This is a genomic window from Empedobacter sp. UBA2044, from assembly GCF_002333005.1.
Lineage (GTDB): Bacteria > Bacteroidota > Bacteroidia > Flavobacteriales > Weeksellaceae > Empedobacter > Empedobacter falsenii_B.
Genome location: NZ_DDBA01000037.1, coordinates 19,825 through 38,031 on the forward strand (window position 1 = coordinate 19,825; position 18,207 = coordinate 38,031).

Below are 18,207 nucleotides of genomic sequence, written 5' to 3' on the forward strand. Positions count from 1 at the left end.
TGTTACAAAATTTAATGTAACATGTTCCAAATAGGAAAAACCCTTGTATCTGAAGAACTACTAAATGAAGATTTTGTTTGTAATCTGAACAAATGTAAAGGGATTTGTTGTGTAGAAGGTGACGCAGGAGCGCCTTTGAATGATGACGAACTAATTGTATTAGACGATATTTATGAAGATGTAAAACCTTATTTGCGTCCAGAAGGAATTGCGGTGATTGAGCAAGAAGGTAAGTACACAATGGATACTGACGGCGATTGGGTAACTCCATTAGTCAATAATCGTGAATGTGCCTATTTAGTTTTCGAAGAAAATGGTTTTTCAAAATGCGGTATTGAAAAAGCATACGAAGATGGAAAGGTCGATTACAAAAAACCAATTTCTTGTCATTTATATCCAGTTCGTGTTAAGGAATATTCAAATTTCACTTCTGTGAACTATGATGTATGGGATATCTGCTCAGATGCTTGTACCTTAGGAAAAGAATTGAAAGTGAATGTTGCAACATTTGCAAAAGATTCGTTGGTCCGAAAATTTGGACAAGAATGGTACGATGAATTAATGGCCATTCAACAAGAATTGAACAACCAAAAAAAGTAAAAAAAATTATTATGTCAATAACAAGAGCAAGAAGATCTACTGACGCTATTGAAAGATTATATATCTCTATGCGTCATTTATTTCATAGAGGAGTGTACCGTCCATCTGGTGCGCCTGGAAAAATATTAAGAAATTTATTATTCGAAATCAATCCTGAAATTTACGGATCAATGACAGATCCAAACAAAGTAGAATTAAGCGGATTAATGTACGTTTTAGATCGTTTACCAGAAGGAATCGTAGAAACACCTTATGTGTCTTTTACATCTGACGAAGGATATGATCGTTCTATTTTTACGCCAATTATTCCAGCAAAACGTCGTCGTTTTTGCTATAGAATTGATGATGACCAGATGAATATCGAAATTTCTCGCGGTCGTTCTGATATTTATGATGTGTTGACGCACTTAACGTTTTTATACAATGAGGCGGATAAAATCAGAAATAGAGCATTCAGTAACGAAACACTTTCTAAAAGTAGAGCGTGGGAATTTATCGAAAATGTTGTATTCAATGAAGTTGAAATTTCTCGTAAAGAACGCGAAGTTGCTTTGATGCATTTATCGACGATTTTAGGAAGAACGTTTGAAGAAACACAAGAAATTCATCATTATTTCAGTAAAGCAGACGACAAAGATTATTTTTTCCGTGTAGTTTATTGGATGGGATATACTAGCCAACAAGATCGTATCGGAACAAAGAAACGTGAAATTACATTTACGTCTACTTTACGTGAATCGATTGGTCATCACATGATTGGAGAAAAATGGGCGAATGAAATCAAACGTGTATTATTCGAAAATAATCTTCAAGATAAAAACATTCACATCATTTCTGCTAATATGCATAGTGTGTCTAATATGTTGTATGCCTATGATGGATTAAAAAGAAAATACAAAAATGATGGAGTAGAAATTTACGAAGATTTGAGTGCGGCAAACAACAAAATGTTGCGTGATTCGTTAAATGAATACACTCAACAAAATGGTTTAGTTTACATCAAAGATCAATCAGGAACAAATATCGATGTTCAAATTATTGATTTATCTAAAGTAAACATTGCCAATTCTGCGTTTTCTTATGCAAAAGATAAGAACAATGAGGTGATTATTGTGATGGATTATGCTTTTGGTGAGCAAGCATTTGAGGCGATGGATGAGTTGTTGAAACCATACAAAGTAGGAGATGTAAAATTCAAAATGAATGTAAAATCTGTTGCGATTATGGGTAAAGCTGGTATTCTTGAAGGAATAAAAGGTGATATAATGATTGCTACAGCGCATGTTTTCGAAGGAACAACAGATAATTATGTTTTTGATAACGAATTAACCGCTGCAGATTTCGAAGGACAAGGTTTAGGTGTTTACGAAGGACCAATGATTTCGGTTTTAGGAACATCATTACAAAATAAAGACGTTTTAGAGTATTTCAAGAATTCGTCTTTCCAAGCAATTGGATTAGAAATGGAAGGAGCGCATTACCAAAAAGCGATTCAGGTTGCGTCAAAAATTAGACATCACATCGATAAAGATGTTAAAGTAATGTATGCTTATTACGCTTCAGATAATCCATTAGAAACAGGAAGTACATTGGCTTCTGGAGGTTTAGGATTAACAGGTGTAAAACCAACATATCTAATCACACAAAAGATATTAGAAAAAATTATTAAATAAATTCAATGAAGAATTTTTCCATTTTAGGCTACGGTCATATTGGACGTGTACATCAACAAGCGATAGAGGAAACGGAAAACGCACATTTAATTTCGGTGATTGATTTTAATTTACCAGAAGATTTACCTTTCAAAGGTTATTCAACACTTGAAAGTTTTTTGAACGAAGATCAAGAAACTGATGTTGTTGTGATTGCTACGCCAAATGGTTTGCACCGCGAACATGCGATTCGTTGTTTAAAAGCTGGGAAAAATGTTTTGATTGAAAAACCAATTGCATTAACTGTAGAAGATGCAAAGGAAATATTGAAAGTTGCGGAAGAGAAAAATCTTAGAGTTTTTACGTCGATGCAACTTCGTTTTTCTCCAGTTGTGCAATATGTAAAGAATTTGATTGACAATAATTCGTTAGGAAAAGTTTTCATGGTGAATATTAATTGCTATTGGAATCGTAACAAGAATTATTACAAGTTGCGCGAATGGCACGGAAACCAAGAAATGGACGGAGGTGTTTTGTTTACTCAATTTTCACATTTTGTTGATATCATGAATTTTTGGTTTGATGAGGTAATTTGTACAAATTCTAAAAGTTTCAATTTTACACATCAAGAAGTGACAGAATTTGATGATTCGGGTTGTGTTGATTTTACGGCTGATGGAGCAATCGGACATATGATTTATACAACGTCAGTTTTCAATAAAAATTTCGAAAGTAATATCACGCTTATTGCGGAGAAAGGAACAATTAAGATTGGAGATCAATATCTTAATCAAATGATTTATTCTGATTTAAAAAATGTGTGTTGTTCAAACAAAATTTCTACTGAACAAAAGAATTTTCATCCCAACGCCATTACCGAGATTTCTGATGCGTTAATTCGTCACAATGAATCTTTGTTAGATGGAAAATATGCTGTAAATTTAGTTAAGTTTATTTCGGATGCGAATCATTTGGCAACAGAAAATAAACAAGAACTTAAAACAGAGAACTATGAAATTTCACACTCGTAAATGGGTAAAACCCGAAGATCTTAATCCAAATAAAACACTTTTTGGAGGAAAACTTTTGGCTTGGATTGATGAAGAAGCGGCGTTATATAGCATTGTGCAATTAGAAAATTCACATGTTGTAACTAAATATATGTCGGAAATCAACTTTATGGCTTCGGCGCGTGAAGGTGATATTGTAGAAATAGGAATTGAGGTGGTGAAATTTGGAACAACTTCATTGGTTTTACAATGTGAAGTACGTAACAAAATGACGCATGAAACCATTATTACAGTCGATCGAATTACAATGGTAAATTTAGATGCAGAAGGAAAACCAAAACCGCACGGGAAAACACAAATAGAATATGTGGTGGATCGTTTAGCTGGAAAAGGTTAAAAAATTATATCAATAAAAAAGTCGAAACATTGTTTCGACTTTTTTATTTTTATTCTGTAATAAACAACGATTTTAATTCGTGTGCATCAGCAGGATTCATTCTGCCAGCCAAAATCAAACTTAATTGTTTACGACGCAAAGCAGCTTCATAACGCTCGATTTCTTGTTCAGATTCTGGAATTAATTCAGGAACTTGAACAGGTTTATTGTCATTATCAACGGCTACAAATGTGTAAATACCGCTATTTGTTTGGTTATAAACACAATTTTCGTAATCGTAAACATAGACATCAACATACACTTCCATCGATGATTTGAATGCACGAGTTACTTTAGATTCTAACTTCACTGTACTTCCCATCGGAATCGGAATGTTAAACGCAACGTGATTGACACTTGCTGTTACAACCAAAAAACTTCCACCATGCATTTTCGCAGAAATAGAAGAAATTCTGTCCATAGAAGCCAATAATTCGCCTCCGAACATGTTTCCTAAGTTGTTGGTTTCATTCGGTAAAACCAAGTTTGTCATTACTGCTAACGACTCTTTTGCTGTTTTTGCTTTCGCCATAAACTTTTGTTTGTTGGGTGCAAATTTCAACAAAATATTCGAGTTTTGAAACAGTTATTATCGTTGTGTTAAGTATTTGTAATTGAGTTTTTTATTAAATCAATAAAATTTTATAGTTAAAAAATGTTAATATAGATTATTGTATTATTTCAAGTCTTACATTTGGACAGAATTATGAAAATGTTTATCACATACTTGCTGTCTGCTTTATTTCTGCTATTTTTTGCGGAAACTAAAGTGTTTGCGGGTACTCAACATTTTCAAGGAAATTTAACTTCGCAGACAGTTGTTAACGATAATACACATATTTATCACGCAAGTAAAATTGTTGAAACTAAATTTTCTAAAACTTCAAATTCAAATCAATTTCAAGAATTTAATCCAAGTATCGAAACGATTGATGATGATTTTCAGACATCAAACAAAATCGATTTAGAAACTTGTATCAAACTATTAAGTGTTGTTCTGGTTTTAAACTTTATGATTCAAGGTTTAAGAAAGAAGCACATCTTCTACAATAAAACCATCAAATTTTCGAGTTGTAAGTACATTTTGTTACGTACAATCAGAATTTGATTGATTTCTTAAATTTTTAAAATTACACCAAAAATTAGTGTTCAGTTCATGAATAGCTGAATGTTAACCAATTTTTGTATGTAATATTTTTTGGTAAAACTACTTCTGCCAAGAAATCCATTTCATCAAATTTTACATTTAATAGTTAGAAGAATTATGAAAAGAGTCGCATTATTTGTAGCTCTAAGTACTGTATTGTTGACAACAAGTTGTTCATCAAAAAAACAGGAAAAAGAAGAAGTGAAAGATTATCCAATCACAACGCCAATCCAAATGGATACGATTGTAGATAAGGATTATGTAGCCCAAATTCAATCGGTACGAAACATCGAAATTCGTGCGCAAGAAAAAGGTTATTTGCAAAAAGTTTTTGTGGATGAAGGTCAACATGTACAAGCTGGTCAATTGTTGTTTCGCATTATGCCTTCGATGTATCAAGCCGAATATTTAAAATCGAAAGCTGAGGTAAAAGAGGCACAAATTGAATTACAAAATTCAGCAACTTTGGCTGATAATAATGTCGTTTCTAAGAACGAAAAAGCCATTGCGCAAGCACGATTAGAAAAATCGAAAGCAGAAATGCAATTGGCTCAATTACATTTATCATTTACAGATATTCGTGCACCATTTTCTGGTGTTATTGATAGAATTCCTATGAAATTGGGAAGCTTGATTGACGAAGGAATGTTATTAACAAATTTATCTGATAACTCATCAATGTTTGCTTATTTCAACGTTTCTGAACCTGAATATTTAGATTATCAAACAAATATTCAAGATAGAGCGAATAAACAAGTTTCGTTGATTATGGCGAATAATAAACCTTTACCAGAAAAAGGTTTGGTAGAAACGATAGAAGGAGAATTTAACAACGAAACAGGAAATATTGCGTTTCGTGCACGTTTTGCAAATCCAAATCATCTGTTAAGAAATGGTGAAACAGGGAAAGTAAAAATGACAGTTCCGTTACATGATGCTTTATTAATTCCACAAAAAGCAACCTACGAAATTCAAGATAAAACCTATGTTTTTGTAGTAGATAAAAATGGTGTTGTCAAATCGAGAAATATCACGATTGGTCTAGAAATGCCTGATGTTTATGTGGTAGAAAGCGGACTTTCGGAGAAAGATAATATTTTGTTAGAGGGTGTTCAGAAAGTGAAAGATGATGATAAAATCAAAACGAAATTTATTGCACCAAGAAAAGTTCTTTCATCGTTGAAATTAAAATCAAACTAATCTAAAAAATTCAAAGTTATGTTTGATAAATTTATTCGAAGACCCGTTCTATCGATTGTCATTTCGTTGATTATAGTTTTCTTAGGAATTCTATCATTAGTCAAATTACCCGTAACGCAGTTCCCTTCAATTTCGCCACCAAAGGTGAATATTACAGCGGAATATCCGGGTGCAAATAATGAATTATTAATCAAATCGGTGGTAATTCCATTAGAACGTGCGCTAAATGGTGTTCCAGGAATGAAATATATTACATCTGATGCTGGGAATGACGGTGAAGCGTCTATTCAAGTGATATTTGATTTAGGAACTGATCCCAATATTGCAGCTGTAAATGTGCAAAACCGTGTTTCTTCGGTTGTCAATAAACTTCCGCCTTTAGTAGTTCGCGAAGGAGTGAAAATTACACGCGAAGAATCAAACATGTTGATGTACATTAACTTGTACAGTAACGATCCAAAAGCTGACCAACAATTTTTATATAATTATGCAGATATCAATATTTTATCTGAGTTGAAACGTATTAATGGAGTTGGAGATGCAGATATTTTAGGAAACCGAGAATATGCAATGCGTGTTTGGTTAAAACCAGATAGAATGCAAGCCTATAATATTTCTGCGGATGATGTGATGAAAGCGTTGGATGAACAAAGTATTGAAGCTTCGCCAGGGAAAACAGGGGAAAGTTCTGGAAAACGTTCAGAAGCTTTTGAATATGTATTAAAATATTCAGGTCGATATAACACAAAAGAACAATATGGAAACATCATTTTAAGAGCAAATCCTGATGGAGAAATCTTACGTTTAAAAGATGTTGCTGATATAGAATTCGGAAGTTCGATGTATGATATTTACTCAACATTGAACGGAAAACCTTCTGCCGCAATTGTGATAAAACAATCGTACGGAAGTAATGCGAGTGAAGTGATTAAAAATATCAAAGCATTAATGGCTGATCTTAAAGAGAATAATTTACCAAAAGGAATGGATTACGAGATTTCATATGACGTTTCGAAATTCTTAGATGCTTCAATGGAAAAAGTGGTACATACACTTTTTGAAGCTTTCGTTTTAGTTGGGATTGTTGTGTTTTTATTCTTAGGTGACTGGCGTTCTACATTGATTCCTGCGTTGGCGGTTCCTGTTTCTTTGGTCGGAACTTTTGCGTTAATGAGTTTCTTTGGAATTACATTAAACTTGATTTCATTATTTGCCTTAGTTATGGCGATTGGAGTTGTCGTCGATGATGCGATTGTGGTGATAGAGGCTGTCCACGCCAAGATGGAAGAGAAAAATCTCTCGCCTTTACGAGCGACGGAAGAAGCGATGCGCGAAATTAGTGGAGCAATTATAGCAATCACATTTGTAATGGCAGCTGTTTTTATTCCAGTTGCGTTTATGTCTGGTCCAGTTGGAATTTTTTATCGTCAATTTTCGATTACGATGGCAACATCAATTATTTTATCAGGAATTGTTGCCTTAACGCTTACACCAGCTTTGTGTGCAATGATTTTGAAAAATAATCATAATCAACCAAGAAAGAAAACGATGCTAAATAAATTTTTGTTGAAGTTTAATAATTTGTTCAACAAAGGTTCTTTTAAATACGAAAAAGTTTTAACCAAAACAGTTAACAAACGAACTGTTACATTCGGAATTTTACTTGCATTTTGCGCTGGAGTTTTCTTTTTGAATAATAGTTTGCCTTCTGGATTTATTCCAAACGAAGACCAAGGAATGTTTTATGCAATTATTCAAACACCTCCAGGTTCTACGTTAGAAAGAACGAATGAAGTTTCTCAAAAATTACAAAAAATAGCGGAAGGAATTGATGGCGTTTCATCAGTTTCATCTTTGGCTGGTTATGAGATTTTGACAGAAGGTACAGGAGCAAACTCTGGAACTTGTTTAATTAACTTGAAAAGTTGGGACGAACGTTCTAAGTCTGCGGAAGAAATCATCAAAGAATTAGAAGAAAAAGCTGGAAATATTAATGGTGCGAATATCGAATATTTTCAACCACCATCTGTTCCTGGATATGGAGCTGCAGGAGGTTTCGAGTTGAGATTATTGGATAAAGCGGGTAGTGGAGATTATCATAAAATGGAAGAAGTGAGCCGTGATTTTATAAAAGAATTAACTCGTCGTCCAGAATTGAGCTCTGTATTCACATTTTATAGTGCTTCCTTTCCTCAATATGTCTTGAAAATTGATAATGATATTGCCGAATAAAAAGGAGTTTCGATCGAAAATGCGATGGATAATTTATCAACATTAGTTGGTTCTAATTACGAAACAAGTTTCATCAAATTTGACCGACCTTATAAAGTGATGGTACAAGCTTCGCCAGAATATCGTGCGCTACCGGAAGATTTATTGAAATTGTATGTGAAAAATGATCAAGGTGAAATGGTTCCATATTCAGCTTTCATGAAAATTGAAAAAGTATATGGTTTATCAGAAATTACGCGTCACAATATGTATAATGCAGCAGAAATTAGTGGTACGCCAGCTTCTGGTTATAGTAGTGGACAAGCGATTGCAGCGATTAATGAAGTAGCTAAGAATACTTTGCCTCGTGGTTTTGGAATTGATTGGGCAGGAATATCGAAAGATGAGGTTTCTCGTGGAAATGAAGCAGTGATTATTTTCGCCATTTGTTTAATTTTCGTTTACATGATTTTAGCAGCACAATACGAAAGTTTTATTTTGCCTTTACCAGTTATCATTTCACTACCAACAGGGATTTTCGGAGCATTTTTCTTCTTGAAATTATTAGGATTAGAAAATAATATTTATGCACAAGTTGCAATGGTGATGTTGATTGGACTTCTCGGTAAAAATGCGGTGTTGATTATTGAGTTTGCAGTACAAAAACATAACGAAGGTTTATCAATTGTAAAATCAGCGATTGAAGGTGCGGGTGTTCGTTTCCGTCCAATTTTGATGACATCATTTGCGTTTATTGCAGGTATTATTCCGTTGGTTATTGCTTCTGGTCCGGGAGCAGTAGGAAATAGAACAATTGGTACTGCTGCTGCAGGCGGAATGTTGTTCGGAACTATTTTCGGGTTGTTTATTGTACCCGGTTTATATGTTGCGTTTGGCGCTTTGGCGGATAAAATGCAATTGGTGAAATATGAAGATGAAAATCCTTTAACAGAAGAAATCACGGAAGATGAATAAAAATAGTTTAAAAAATATAATTGCAATAAGTCTTTTTGGAACAATGATTTGGAGCTGTAAAGCTCCTGCGGTAAGCAAAGAGATTGAAAATCATCAAGCACCAAAAATTCCAGAAGCTTATCAAAATGTGCAAAATGATGATGCACCAAGTTCTGGGTTGACGCCTTGGAAACAATTTTTTACTGATCCAAATTTGGTCGTTTTGATTGAAGAAGCGTTAAAAAATAACCAAGAATTGATGATTACACTTCAAGAAATTGAGATTTCTAAAAATGAAGTGTTGTACAAAAACGGAAAATTATCGCCAAATGTTTCAGCAAATGCAGGAATTGGAGTTGAGAAAGTTGGTCGTTATACAAGTCAAGGTGCTGGTGATGCTTCGACTGAGATAAAACCCGGGAAAGAAATGCCTGATCCTTTGATGGATTATGCGATTGGATTGAGCGCTGATTGGGAAGTTGATATTTGGAAAAAATTACGTAATTCGAAAGATGCTTCGATTGCGCGATATTTATCAACGGTAGAAGGAAAGAATTTTGTTTTGACAAATTTAATTTCAGAGATCGCATCGTCTTATTATGAATTATTGTCTTTAGATAGTCAATTGGAGTTAATTCATCGAAATATTGAGTTACAGAAAGAATCACTTCGTGTAGTTAAAATTCAAAAGGAAGCAGCGCGTGAAACTGAATTAGCGGTGAAGAAATTTGAAGCAGAATTATTAAAATCAGAAAGCGAAGAGTTTAATATTAAACAAGATATTACGGAAACCGAGAATAGGATTAATGCTTTATTGGGAAGATATCCGCAAAAGATAAAACGTGATGGTTCGTCATTTATGGATTTGATTCCACAAACAGTACATGCAGGAATTCCTTCTGAATTATTATCAAATCGTCCTGATATCAAACAAGCAGAATTAGAGTTAAAAGCTTCTGCTTTAGATGTGAAAGTGGCTCGTGCAGAGTTTTATCCGTCACTTAATATTTCTGCGGCTTTAGGACTAAATGCGTTCAAACCATCTTATTTGGTAAAAATGCCAGAGTCTATTTTATATTCGTTGGCTGGAGAATTAGCTGCGCCTTTAATCAATAAAAGTGCGATAAAAGCGGAGTTTAATACAGCAAATGCTCATCAAATACAAGCGTTGTACGAATATGATAAAACGATTTTAAATGCTTATTTAGAAGTGTCAAATCAAATGTCGAAGATTAATAACTTAGAACAAAGTTATTCGTACAAAGATAAACAGGCGAAAGCACTTGTAGAATCTATTGATATTGCGAATCAGTTGTTCAAAAATAATCGTGCAGATTATCTAGAAGTGTTAACAACTCAACGTGATTTATTGGATGCAAAAATGGAATTAATCGAAACAAAAGAAAAACAATTAAGTACAGTTGTCGCTATATACAAAAGTTTAGGTGGTGGCTGGAAGTAGTTTTCATATTCATTCTAACAAAGAAATAAGCTGCCTTTTGGGCAGCTTATTTCGATTTATATTGTATTAAAAAATGATTTAATTTTCAGTTCTAACCCAAGTTCCAGGAGACTTTTTATTCACATCATTCATATATTTTTGCGCGTCTTCTATGTTATTGAAGCTGCTATATGTAACATAATAATAGCGACCTTTTACATAAGAAACTCCTGCATCTTTGTAACCTTGTTTTTTCAATTCTCGAACCAAACGATCAGCATCTTCTTGACGTTTAAGCGAAGCCGCAATTACTTGATATTTTTTATTGTTAGATTTTGAAGTTGTTTTAGTTGCAACTTCTTTTTTGTCCTCAACTTTCTTTTCAGCTGTTTTAGGAGCTTCAACTTTCGTTAATTTTTTTGTTTCTGTTTTTACAATTTCTTTTGTCGAAGGCTTTTCCTTTACAATTGCCGTAATCTCCTTTTCAGTTTCATTCAGTTTCGTTTCCTTTACAACTGTAATTTCAACTTTTTTAGGCGTTTCAATTGTATCTGTTTTCGTTACCGTTTCGGCAATCTGATATTCAACTAAAGAAGGCTCAGCAATCGTTTGCGGCATATTATACACATCGTATTGCACTGTAGGTTTTTCAGTTTTGGTTGCGTCATCTTTACCAATCATTGGTAAAACCAAACCGCTCCATTGTTCTGTTACGAATTCTTGTACGGGTTGCGGCGTATTAAAATATAGGAAGCCACCAACAATAATGGGAATTAATGAGGCTGCGGCTAAAAATTTTGACATGTGTTTGTTAGAGGTTTTAGTTTTAGACGAATCTAAAATGTAATTGGCTTGTAAATTTGAAAGACCGTAAGCGGCGATGAAATAATTTTGAGCATTTTCTGGTTTGAAGTCAATTTTTCCAGCGTCATTAAATTGTAATGATCCGATATTTTGTAAGGTTAAAACTTTTCCATTTTTCAAATGTTCTTGCCAAAAATAAACTTGTTCATTCAAAAATGTTTGCGCATTTTCAAAAGACATTGGCTCATCTTCTACAATTTTATTCACCAAAACACCATCACTTTTTGTTAAAGTTGTATTGAAAGAAAGCTCTTTTCTTGGTGGAATAAATGTGTTTGTTTGCTCGTCAAACGCCACATTAGCAGTGTTTGAGATAAACGCACCAAAGTTTGGAACGATTACACAATCGTGCTGAAATAATAATTGACTAATATGCTCTTCTAACCTCATACTACGAAATTAACATTTTTTTTAGATTTAGCAAAAAATAAATACTTAAAATTATTCTTAGTTGGTTTAATATTAATAATTTAACAAAATGCAAACCGATTTACCATATATTTTAGCACTTTCTTTCCAGAAAGGAATTGGCGATATCACGGCTCGAAAAATTATTCAATTTTTTGGTTCGGCAGCGGCTGCTTGGAATTGTAAACCAAAAGATTTGATGCAAATTTCGGGAATTGGACAGCAAATAAGCAAAGATTTTGGGAATAAAAAATGGTTAGATTTAGCTTTTAACGAAATAGAATATTGTAAAAATAATCAAATCAATATTTTAACTTTTTATGATGAAGCTTATCCACAATTCTTAAAAGAATGTATTGATGCACCTTTAGTGATTTTTTGCAAAGGAAATTTAGAATTTAATCATCTCAGTAATAAAAAGATTTCGATTGTTGGAACACGAAAAATGACCAATTATGGACGAAATTTTATTACTGAATTAATTGAAGGTTTAGCTGATTTTGATGTTACAATTGTGAGTGGATTGGCGTATGGTTGCGATATTGAAGCACATTCAAATGCGCTTAAAAATAATGTTGTAACATGGTCGGTAATGGGAACAAATTTTGAACGAATTTATCCTGTTGCTCACAAAAAAATTGCGATTGAAATTTTACAAAAAGGAGGTTGGATTACGGAGCAACCAAGTTTTAAAATTGCTTCACCTGAAGCTTTTTTACAACGAAATCGGATTATTGCAGGTTTGTCGGATATTACAATTGTGGTAGAGTCTGCTTTTAAAGGAGGAAGTTTGGTGACTGCAAAATTTGCAAATGAATATAATCGCGAAGTATTTGCTTTACCAGGGAAATCAACCGATGTGTTGAGTATTGGGTGTAATTATTTGATAAAATCTCATCAAGCTTATTTGGTCGAAAATTCGAAAGATATTATTGATTATTTTAACTTCAATTCGAAGAAGAAACCAAAACAAATAGATTTGTTTATTGAGTTTTCTGATGATGAAAATTTAATTGTAAATTATCTCAAAACCAATGGAAAACAACATATTGATAAAATGTCTTTTGACTTAAATTTGAAATCCTACGAATTGATGCCAACTTTATTAGATTTAGAATTGAAGCAAATAATTTCTACTCTTCCAGGTAAATTTTATGATTTATTGTAACAAGCAATACAATTTTTAGCAAGTTATTTTGTTATAAATTACAGTATTTTTGTGCATTATGAAGACAAAATTGTTCATTTTCATCACCATGATTTTCACAAGTTTAAACGCTCAAAATGATAAAGTGCGTTGGACTGATCTTTTTTCTTACAATAATGTGAAATTGTTGGAAGAAGTAAATGGTGTGATTTATTGTGGAACTGAAAACGGAATTTTCTTGTTCAATCCTCAAAATCCAACAAGTGATTGGATTAAACTAAATAAAACCAATTTTTTGAACAATGTTGGGGTTTCTGCAATGGCTTATGATATAGATTCGGATTCGTTTTTAGTTGGGTATGAAAATGGAGGTTTAGATTTATTGAAATCTGGAGAATCGACAATGGTTTTGGATATCAAATGGAATGGTTTTTCGGGTGATAAAAAAGTCAATCATATTTTTATAAATGATGGAATTGCGTTTATTTCTGGAGCTTTTGGAATTGTTTCTTTCGACTTAAAAGAGGAAGAATTTAAAGAAACAACACGTACAAATACAGCTGTTGTAAATGATGCAACAATTAACGGAACAACTCTTTATATTGCAACAGATAAAGGAATCTATTCGAGCGAATTATCGGATAAGAATTTGAATAATCCAGATTTTACAAATAGAAAAATTTGGAAAGAAGAAATTGTTGGTCAAAATGTTACAAATATAGAATTATTTGAAAATGAGATTTATTATTCGGTAAACAATGAATTAAAATTATTAAGAGGAACTTCTACTCCTTTTAATTTGATTAAAGAGTTAAAATCGTCGAATGGTAAATTAATTATTACTCAGAATAATCAAATTTCTGTTTTCAAAGGAGATAATTACCCTTTAATTGATGAAGATGGAAATGAAATAAATTTCAATTCAGGAATTTTTATTAACAATATTTATTTTGGAGGTTCAGTAAATCATGGAATTATTAATTTATCTAATCATAAAGAATTTTATCCCGATGGACCTTTCAATAATAAAGCTTGGTCTGTAACAACAAAAAATGGAAAAGTCTGGATTGCTCCAGGAGAAACTCTAGGTTATGGAAATGTTTTAGATAATAGTGATGGTTTCTATTATTATAATGTAAAACAATGGAACAATTTTCGTTCAAAAGATATTTTTGATATTCGAGATGTTTTAAGAATCGCTCCTCATCCAGATAAAAATAATAATACATTTATAGTTTCATCATTCAATAAGTATGGACGCGATGTAAATGGGCGAACAGATTTATTAGAATTTGATCCAACTAAATTCGAGTTTGTAAATAATTATAAACCTGATCGAATTATTAGTAATCAGTTCCCTAGTTCTAGAATTTCTGGATTAGCCTATGATAAATTAGGAAACTTACATATTGGTGCTTCATTTCCAGATGGAAAATCTCCTGATTATAATTCGGTTTATTACTTAGAACGTAATGCTAATGGGACGTGGAATAATACTTCTGTTGATAAAGCCTCTGCAATAGTGGCTCTAACTCCTGATTTTTCTGATATTTATACCTATTATCCAAGTGGTAGAGAAGGAGGAGGGGTTGCTGTATTAGATAAAAATTATCAAATAGTAACAACTTTAACAACTTCAAACAAGTTGCCTATTAATAACGTTTTGACAGTTGCAAATGATAGATCAAACAACTTGTGGATAGGAACTCAACAAGGTTTAGTGGTTTTGTACGGAGCTGATAATGCTGTAAGTTCTAATAATATAATTGCCGAGCCTGTTGTCATTATTCAAGATGGAATTCCGGAAGCGTTGTTAACCGATGTTGGAATTTATGCTATAAAAGTAGATAACGCAAATAATAAATGGATTGCAACAAATGGAGCAGGAGTTTATTATGTTTCGGATAGTGGAGAATCGACGAAATTGCATTTTACGTCTAAAAATTCACCTTTACCTTCGGATGTTGTGTACGATGTTTCGATTGATGAATCGACAGGAAAAGTATATTTTGCAACGGAAAAAGGTGTGGTTTCGTATAACGGAGATGTATCGACAGAAGCGAATAATTTTAACAATGCAATTGCTTATCCTAATCCTTATCGTCCAGAATATAAGGGGAATGTCACGATAAAAAATCTTCCAAATCGTGCGTTGGTTAAGATTACAGATATTGTTGGAAATTTACTTTTTGAGAAAAAAGCAGAAGGAGGAATTGTAGAATGGAACACAAATAATGCAAAAGGAAAGCCAGTAGCTTCTGGAATTTACTTAGTTTTGATGACAAATGCTGATGGTACAGAAACCAAAACATTAAAAATTGCAGTTGTCCGTTAATGAAAATTTTAGAAACCAAAGCCATTGTACTTTCAAGCTTAAAATATGGTGACACGAGTTTAATTATTCGTTGTTATACACAAGATTTTGGCCTTAAATCATTTATAGCAAAAGGAGTTTTCTCCAAAAAAAAGCGAAATACTTCGTTGTATTTTCCGCTAGCAGAAATAGATTTGAGCTTTCAACCGAAATCAAATGAACAACAATTGGTTTTCTTAAAATCAGCTCAGACGTCGCATTATTATGAATCGTTGCATTTTCATCCCATCAAATCGGCGATTGTTTTTTTCTTAGCTGAAATCCTAAACTTAGTTCTAAAAGAAGAATCAGATAATCCAGAATTATATTTTTACATTGAACATTCGTTAAAAGAATTTGATCAAAAAAAAGATGATTTTGCAGATTTTCATTTGATTTTTTTAATTCAATTATCACATTTTCTTGGTTTTTATCCCAACTTAGAAATTGATGGAAATCTATTCGATTTAGAAAATGGATTTTTCACAAATTCGAATTCATCTATCAATATGTTGAAAGCAGATGAAACTGTTTTGTTCAAAAAATTGTTAGAATTACACTTTTCCGAAGATTCAAAAAATACATTCAACCAATCGCAACGTTCTCTTTTACTCGAAATTCTAGTGAAGTACTATCAAATTCACACCAATAATTTTAAGAAGCCAAAATCATTACAAGTTTTATACGAATTGTTTAGTTAATCTCCCGAAATAAATTCTAACAAATCTTTAAAACAAAGAATAAATAAAACTCCATATATTTGCTATAGTTAAAAGCATTTACAATGAAATTCAATACAAAAGCTATACATGGAGGTCAACAACATGACCCTTCTACAGGAGCCGTAATGACTCCAATTTACCAAACATCAACATTCGCGCAAAGATCACCAGGAGATTACAAAGGATACGAATATTCTCGTGGTGCAAATCCAACAAGAACTGCTTTAGAAAATGCATTAGCATCTATCGAAGGTGGAGTTGCAGGTTTTGCATTTGGTTCTGGTTTGGCAGCAATCGATGGTGTATTAAAATTATTTAAACCAGGTGATGAAATCATCGCGATGGACGATTTATATGGAGGTTCTTACCGTTTGTTTACACGTGTTTATGAAAAATTTGGATTGAAATTCCATTTCGTAGATATGACAAATGTTGAGGCTGTTGTTGTTTTAATCAATGATAATACAAAAATGGTTTGGGTTGAAACACCTACAAATCCATTGATGAAAGTGGTTGATATCAAAGCGGTAAATGATGCTGTAAAAGCAAAAAAAGCAGATATTTTAGTCGCTGTTGATAATACATTTGCTTCACCATATTTACAACGTCCAATTGAGTTGGGAGCAGATATCGTGATGCATTCGGCAACGAAATATTTAGGAGGTCACTCAGATTTAGTTGCTGGAGCAATTGTGGTTAATTCGGAGCAATTGGCAACTGATGTTCACTTCAATTTATTTGCAACAGGAGGAATTTTAGGACCACAAGATTCTTACTTAGTTTTACGTGGAATCAAAACTTTGGCTGTTCGTATGGATCGTCACTGTTCAAACGGAATGAAAATCGCTCAGTTTTTAGAGGCTCATCCAAAAGTTGCGCACACGTATTATCCAGGTTTGGAAAATCATCCGCAACACGAAATTGCGAAAAAGCAAATGAAAGATTTCGGAGGAATGGTTACGTTTACATTAACTTCTGGGAAAAAAGAAGATGCTTTCAAAATTTTAGAAAACTTGAAAGTTTTCACTTTGGCTGAATCTTTAGGTGGTGTTGAATCATTAGCAAATCACCCAGCTACGATGACACATGCGTCTATTCCTGCTGAGAAACGTGCTGAAATTGGTATTACAGATGATTTAATTCGTTTGTCTGTTGGTATCGAAGATATTGATGATTTATTAGAAGATTTAGAACAAGTTTTGAACTTGATTTAATTCTTCTCAAAATAAAAATAATTTAAGAACGACTCAGTATTGAGTCGTTTTTTTATACTTTTAAAGAATGGAAAATATAGCATTAATAGTAGTTTTAATATTTATTTTATTTTTTATTCGATTATTTTTTAAGCGTTTTGATAATGTTTTTAAAAATACTGAACAAATAAAGGAGTTAGAAGCCCAGAACAATGAAATTCTTTCTGAGCTAAAAGAATTGAAAGAAATTTTGAAACAAAGAAGTTGATGAAATTCCTAATTCTCTTTTTACTTTCTACGTTAAGTTTTGCTCAAAAGTTGGATACGATTAATCTCAATCAAGTTGAGGTTATGAATTATTCTAATTACAAACAATTTCGTCCAAAGTTCAAGAAAGTTGAAAGATTAACCGATAACACAAGTTTTGGACTCAAAATATTTTCGAATTTATTGCTTCCAAACGAGAAAGAAATTGAAATTGTAGCAATCGAAATTTTGTTTGAATCAAAAGTAAAGAAGAAAAATTATTGTAACGAATATTATTATTTCAAACCAATAATTCTGAAATCGATTGATGATAAACAAAGTTTAATTGATGAAAAATGGTTTGAAGTGGATAAAGATTATCAAGGAAAATATATTTTTCCAATTCATTTGAAACTCAAACTTTCCGAAGCTGAAAAATATTTTATTGGTTTAGAAACTTCTTACGAAAATCCTTTTTGTCCCGAAGGAAATGGTTATTTTGACTTGATAAATACGAAACAACCAGTTGATTTATATTATGAAATTAATGGTGAAATGATTAAACAAGATATTTTGAAAAATCATTCACTTAACTACAAAATCTATTATAAATAAATTATGAA

At 32.5% G+C, this 18,207-nt stretch carries 15 protein-coding genes and 1 pseudogene; 14 read left to right on the forward strand and 2 right to left on the reverse strand.

What is annotated here, in order from left to right:
- The first annotated feature begins 21 nt into the window (after positions 1–21).
- Genes B4E59_RS06535 through B4E59_RS06550 form a run of 4 tightly spaced genes read left to right on the forward strand, consistent with a single transcriptional unit; the run spans position 22 to position 3,659 of the window.
- Positions 22–600, forward strand: coding sequence for a DUF3109 family protein (locus tag B4E59_RS06535; protein WP_280037310.1), 579 nt, complete (start codon positions 22–24; stop codon positions 598–600).
- Positions 601–611: 11 nt separating this feature from the next.
- Positions 612–2,273, forward strand: coding sequence for a DUF6909 family protein (locus B4E59_RS06540; protein ID WP_114998180.1), 1,662 nt, complete (start codon positions 612–614; stop codon positions 2,271–2,273).
- 5 nt (positions 2,274–2,278) lie between these two features.
- Positions 2,279–3,283, forward strand: a complete 1,005-nt coding sequence (locus B4E59_RS06545; protein ID WP_291052149.1) for a Gfo/Idh/MocA family protein — start codon at positions 2,279–2,281, stop codon at positions 3,281–3,283.
- Positions 3,264–3,659 carry an acyl-CoA thioesterase gene (locus B4E59_RS06550; protein ID WP_038336752.1) on the forward strand — a complete coding sequence of 132 codons (396 nt, stop codon included), beginning with the start codon at positions 3,264–3,266 and terminating at the stop codon, positions 3,657–3,659. The genes B4E59_RS06545 and B4E59_RS06550 overlap by 20 nt, the downstream gene beginning before the upstream one ends.
- 49 nt (positions 3,660–3,708) lie before the next feature.
- Here the strand turns inward: B4E59_RS06550 and B4E59_RS06555 are convergent, their stop codons facing one another.
- Positions 3,709–4,230 carry an acyl-CoA thioesterase gene (locus B4E59_RS06555; protein ID WP_219034046.1) on the reverse strand — a complete coding sequence of 174 codons (522 nt, stop codon included), beginning with the start codon at positions 4,228–4,230 and terminating at the stop codon, positions 3,709–3,711.
- Between the two features lie 180 nt (positions 4,231–4,410).
- On the opposite strand from B4E59_RS06555, the gene B4E59_RS06560 reads away from it, so the two are divergent.
- The 4 genes and pseudogenes from B4E59_RS06560 (at position 4,411) to B4E59_RS06575 (ending at position 10,672) form a co-directional block, all read left to right on the forward strand.
- Entirely contained in the window at positions 4,411–4,806 is a 396-nt protein-coding gene (locus B4E59_RS06560; RefSeq protein WP_125349977.1) for a hypothetical protein, read from the forward strand.
- A 156-nt stretch (positions 4,807–4,962) separates the two neighbouring features.
- Positions 4,963–6,045 (forward strand): efflux RND transporter periplasmic adaptor subunit, encoded by a 1,083-nt coding sequence (locus B4E59_RS06565; RefSeq protein ID WP_291052153.1) that lies wholly within the window; start codon positions 4,963–4,965, stop codon positions 6,043–6,045.
- Positions 6,046–6,063: 18 nt separating this feature from the next.
- Positions 6,064–9,231, forward strand: a pseudogene (locus B4E59_RS06570) (efflux RND transporter permease subunit).
- Positions 9,224–10,672, forward strand: coding sequence for a TolC family protein (locus tag B4E59_RS06575; protein WP_286495286.1), 1,449 nt, complete (start codon positions 9,224–9,226; stop codon positions 10,670–10,672). Before B4E59_RS06570 ends, B4E59_RS06575 begins: the two are co-directional and overlap by 8 nt.
- A 78-nt stretch (positions 10,673–10,750) precedes the next feature.
- Here the strand turns inward: B4E59_RS06575 and B4E59_RS06580 are convergent, their stop codons facing one another.
- Complete coding sequence (locus B4E59_RS06580) at positions 10,751–11,905, reverse strand: HU domain-containing protein (protein ID WP_291047954.1); 1,155 nt, start codon at positions 11,903–11,905, stop codon at positions 10,751–10,753.
- Between the two features lie 88 nt (positions 11,906–11,993).
- Between B4E59_RS06580 and dprA the strand changes: the two genes are divergently transcribed.
- The 6 genes from dprA (at position 11,994) to B4E59_RS06610 (ending at position 18,199) form a co-directional block, all read left to right on the forward strand.
- The gene (gene dprA, locus B4E59_RS06585; RefSeq protein ID WP_219034050.1) at positions 11,994–13,091 is read left to right on the forward strand and encodes a DNA-processing protein DprA; all 1,098 of its coding nucleotides are present in this window, start codon (positions 11,994–11,996) and stop codon (positions 13,089–13,091) included.
- Positions 13,092–13,149: 58 nt separating this feature from the next.
- Positions 13,150–15,405 (forward strand): type IX secretion system anionic LPS delivery protein PorZ, encoded by a 2,256-nt coding sequence (gene porZ, locus B4E59_RS06590; protein WP_291052157.1) that lies wholly within the window; start codon positions 13,150–13,152, stop codon positions 15,403–15,405.
- The gene (gene recO / locus B4E59_RS06595; protein ID WP_125349971.1) at positions 15,405–16,124 is read left to right on the forward strand and encodes a DNA repair protein RecO; all 720 of its coding nucleotides are present in this window, start codon (positions 15,405–15,407) and stop codon (positions 16,122–16,124) included. Before porZ ends, recO begins: the two co-directional genes overlap by 1 nt.
- Positions 16,125–16,207: 83 nt before the next feature.
- Positions 16,208–17,359, forward strand: a complete 1,152-nt coding sequence (locus B4E59_RS06600; RefSeq protein ID WP_291052161.1) for a cystathionine gamma-synthase — start codon at positions 16,208–16,210, stop codon at positions 17,357–17,359.
- A gap of 67 nt (positions 17,360–17,426) precedes the next feature.
- Positions 17,427–17,606 (forward strand): hypothetical protein, encoded by a 180-nt coding sequence (locus B4E59_RS06605; RefSeq protein ID WP_280050645.1) that lies wholly within the window; start codon positions 17,427–17,429, stop codon positions 17,604–17,606.
- Positions 17,606–18,199, forward strand: coding sequence for a hypothetical protein (locus tag B4E59_RS06610; protein ID WP_291052167.1), 594 nt, complete (start codon positions 17,606–17,608; stop codon positions 18,197–18,199). The genes B4E59_RS06605 and B4E59_RS06610 overlap by 1 nt, the downstream gene beginning before the upstream one ends.
- Positions 18,200–18,207: the final 8 nt, after the last annotated feature.

Bases quoted from the DNA above. Each gene is read 5' to 3' on its own strand.
- B4E59_RS06540 (WP_114998180.1), top strand. From the start codon at position 612: ATGTCAATAACAAGAGCAAGAAGATCTACTGACGCTATTGAAAGATTA.
- B4E59_RS06550 (WP_038336752.1), top strand. From the start codon at position 3,264: ATGAAATTTCACACTCGTAAATGGGTAAAACCCGAAGATCTTAATCCA.
- B4E59_RS06565 (WP_291052153.1), top strand. From the start codon at position 4,963: ATGAAAAGAGTCGCATTATTTGTAGCTCTAAGTACTGTATTGTTGACA.
- B4E59_RS06560 (WP_125349977.1), top strand. From the start codon at position 4,411: ATGTTTATCACATACTTGCTGTCTGCTTTATTTCTGCTATTTTTTGCG.
- B4E59_RS06575 (WP_286495286.1), top strand. From the start codon at position 9,224: ATGAATAAAAATAGTTTAAAAAATATAATTGCAATAAGTCTTTTTGGA.
- B4E59_RS06610 (WP_291052167.1), top strand. From the start codon at position 17,606: ATGAAATTCCTAATTCTCTTTTTACTTTCTACGTTAAGTTTTGCTCAA.
- porZ (WP_291052157.1), top strand. From the start codon at position 13,150: ATGAAGACAAAATTGTTCATTTTCATCACCATGATTTTCACAAGTTTA.
- B4E59_RS06555 (WP_219034046.1), bottom strand. From the start codon at position 4,230: ATGGCGAAAGCAAAAACAGCAAAAGAGTCGTTAGCAGTAATGACAAAC.
- B4E59_RS06545 (WP_291052149.1), top strand. From the start codon at position 2,279: ATGAAGAATTTTTCCATTTTAGGCTACGGTCATATTGGACGTGTACAT.
- B4E59_RS06535 (WP_280037310.1), top strand. From the start codon at position 22: ATGTTCCAAATAGGAAAAACCCTTGTATCTGAAGAACTACTAAATGAA.
- dprA (WP_219034050.1), top strand. From the start codon at position 11,994: ATGCAAACCGATTTACCATATATTTTAGCACTTTCTTTCCAGAAAGGA.
- B4E59_RS06580 (WP_291047954.1), bottom strand. From the start codon at position 11,905: ATGAGGTTAGAAGAGCATATTAGTCAATTATTATTTCAGCACGATTGT.
- B4E59_RS06605 (WP_280050645.1), top strand. From the start codon at position 17,427: ATGGAAAATATAGCATTAATAGTAGTTTTAATATTTATTTTATTTTTT.
- B4E59_RS06600 (WP_291052161.1), top strand. From the start codon at position 16,208: ATGAAATTCAATACAAAAGCTATACATGGAGGTCAACAACATGACCCT.
- recO (WP_125349971.1), top strand. From the start codon at position 15,405: ATGAAAATTTTAGAAACCAAAGCCATTGTACTTTCAAGCTTAAAATAT.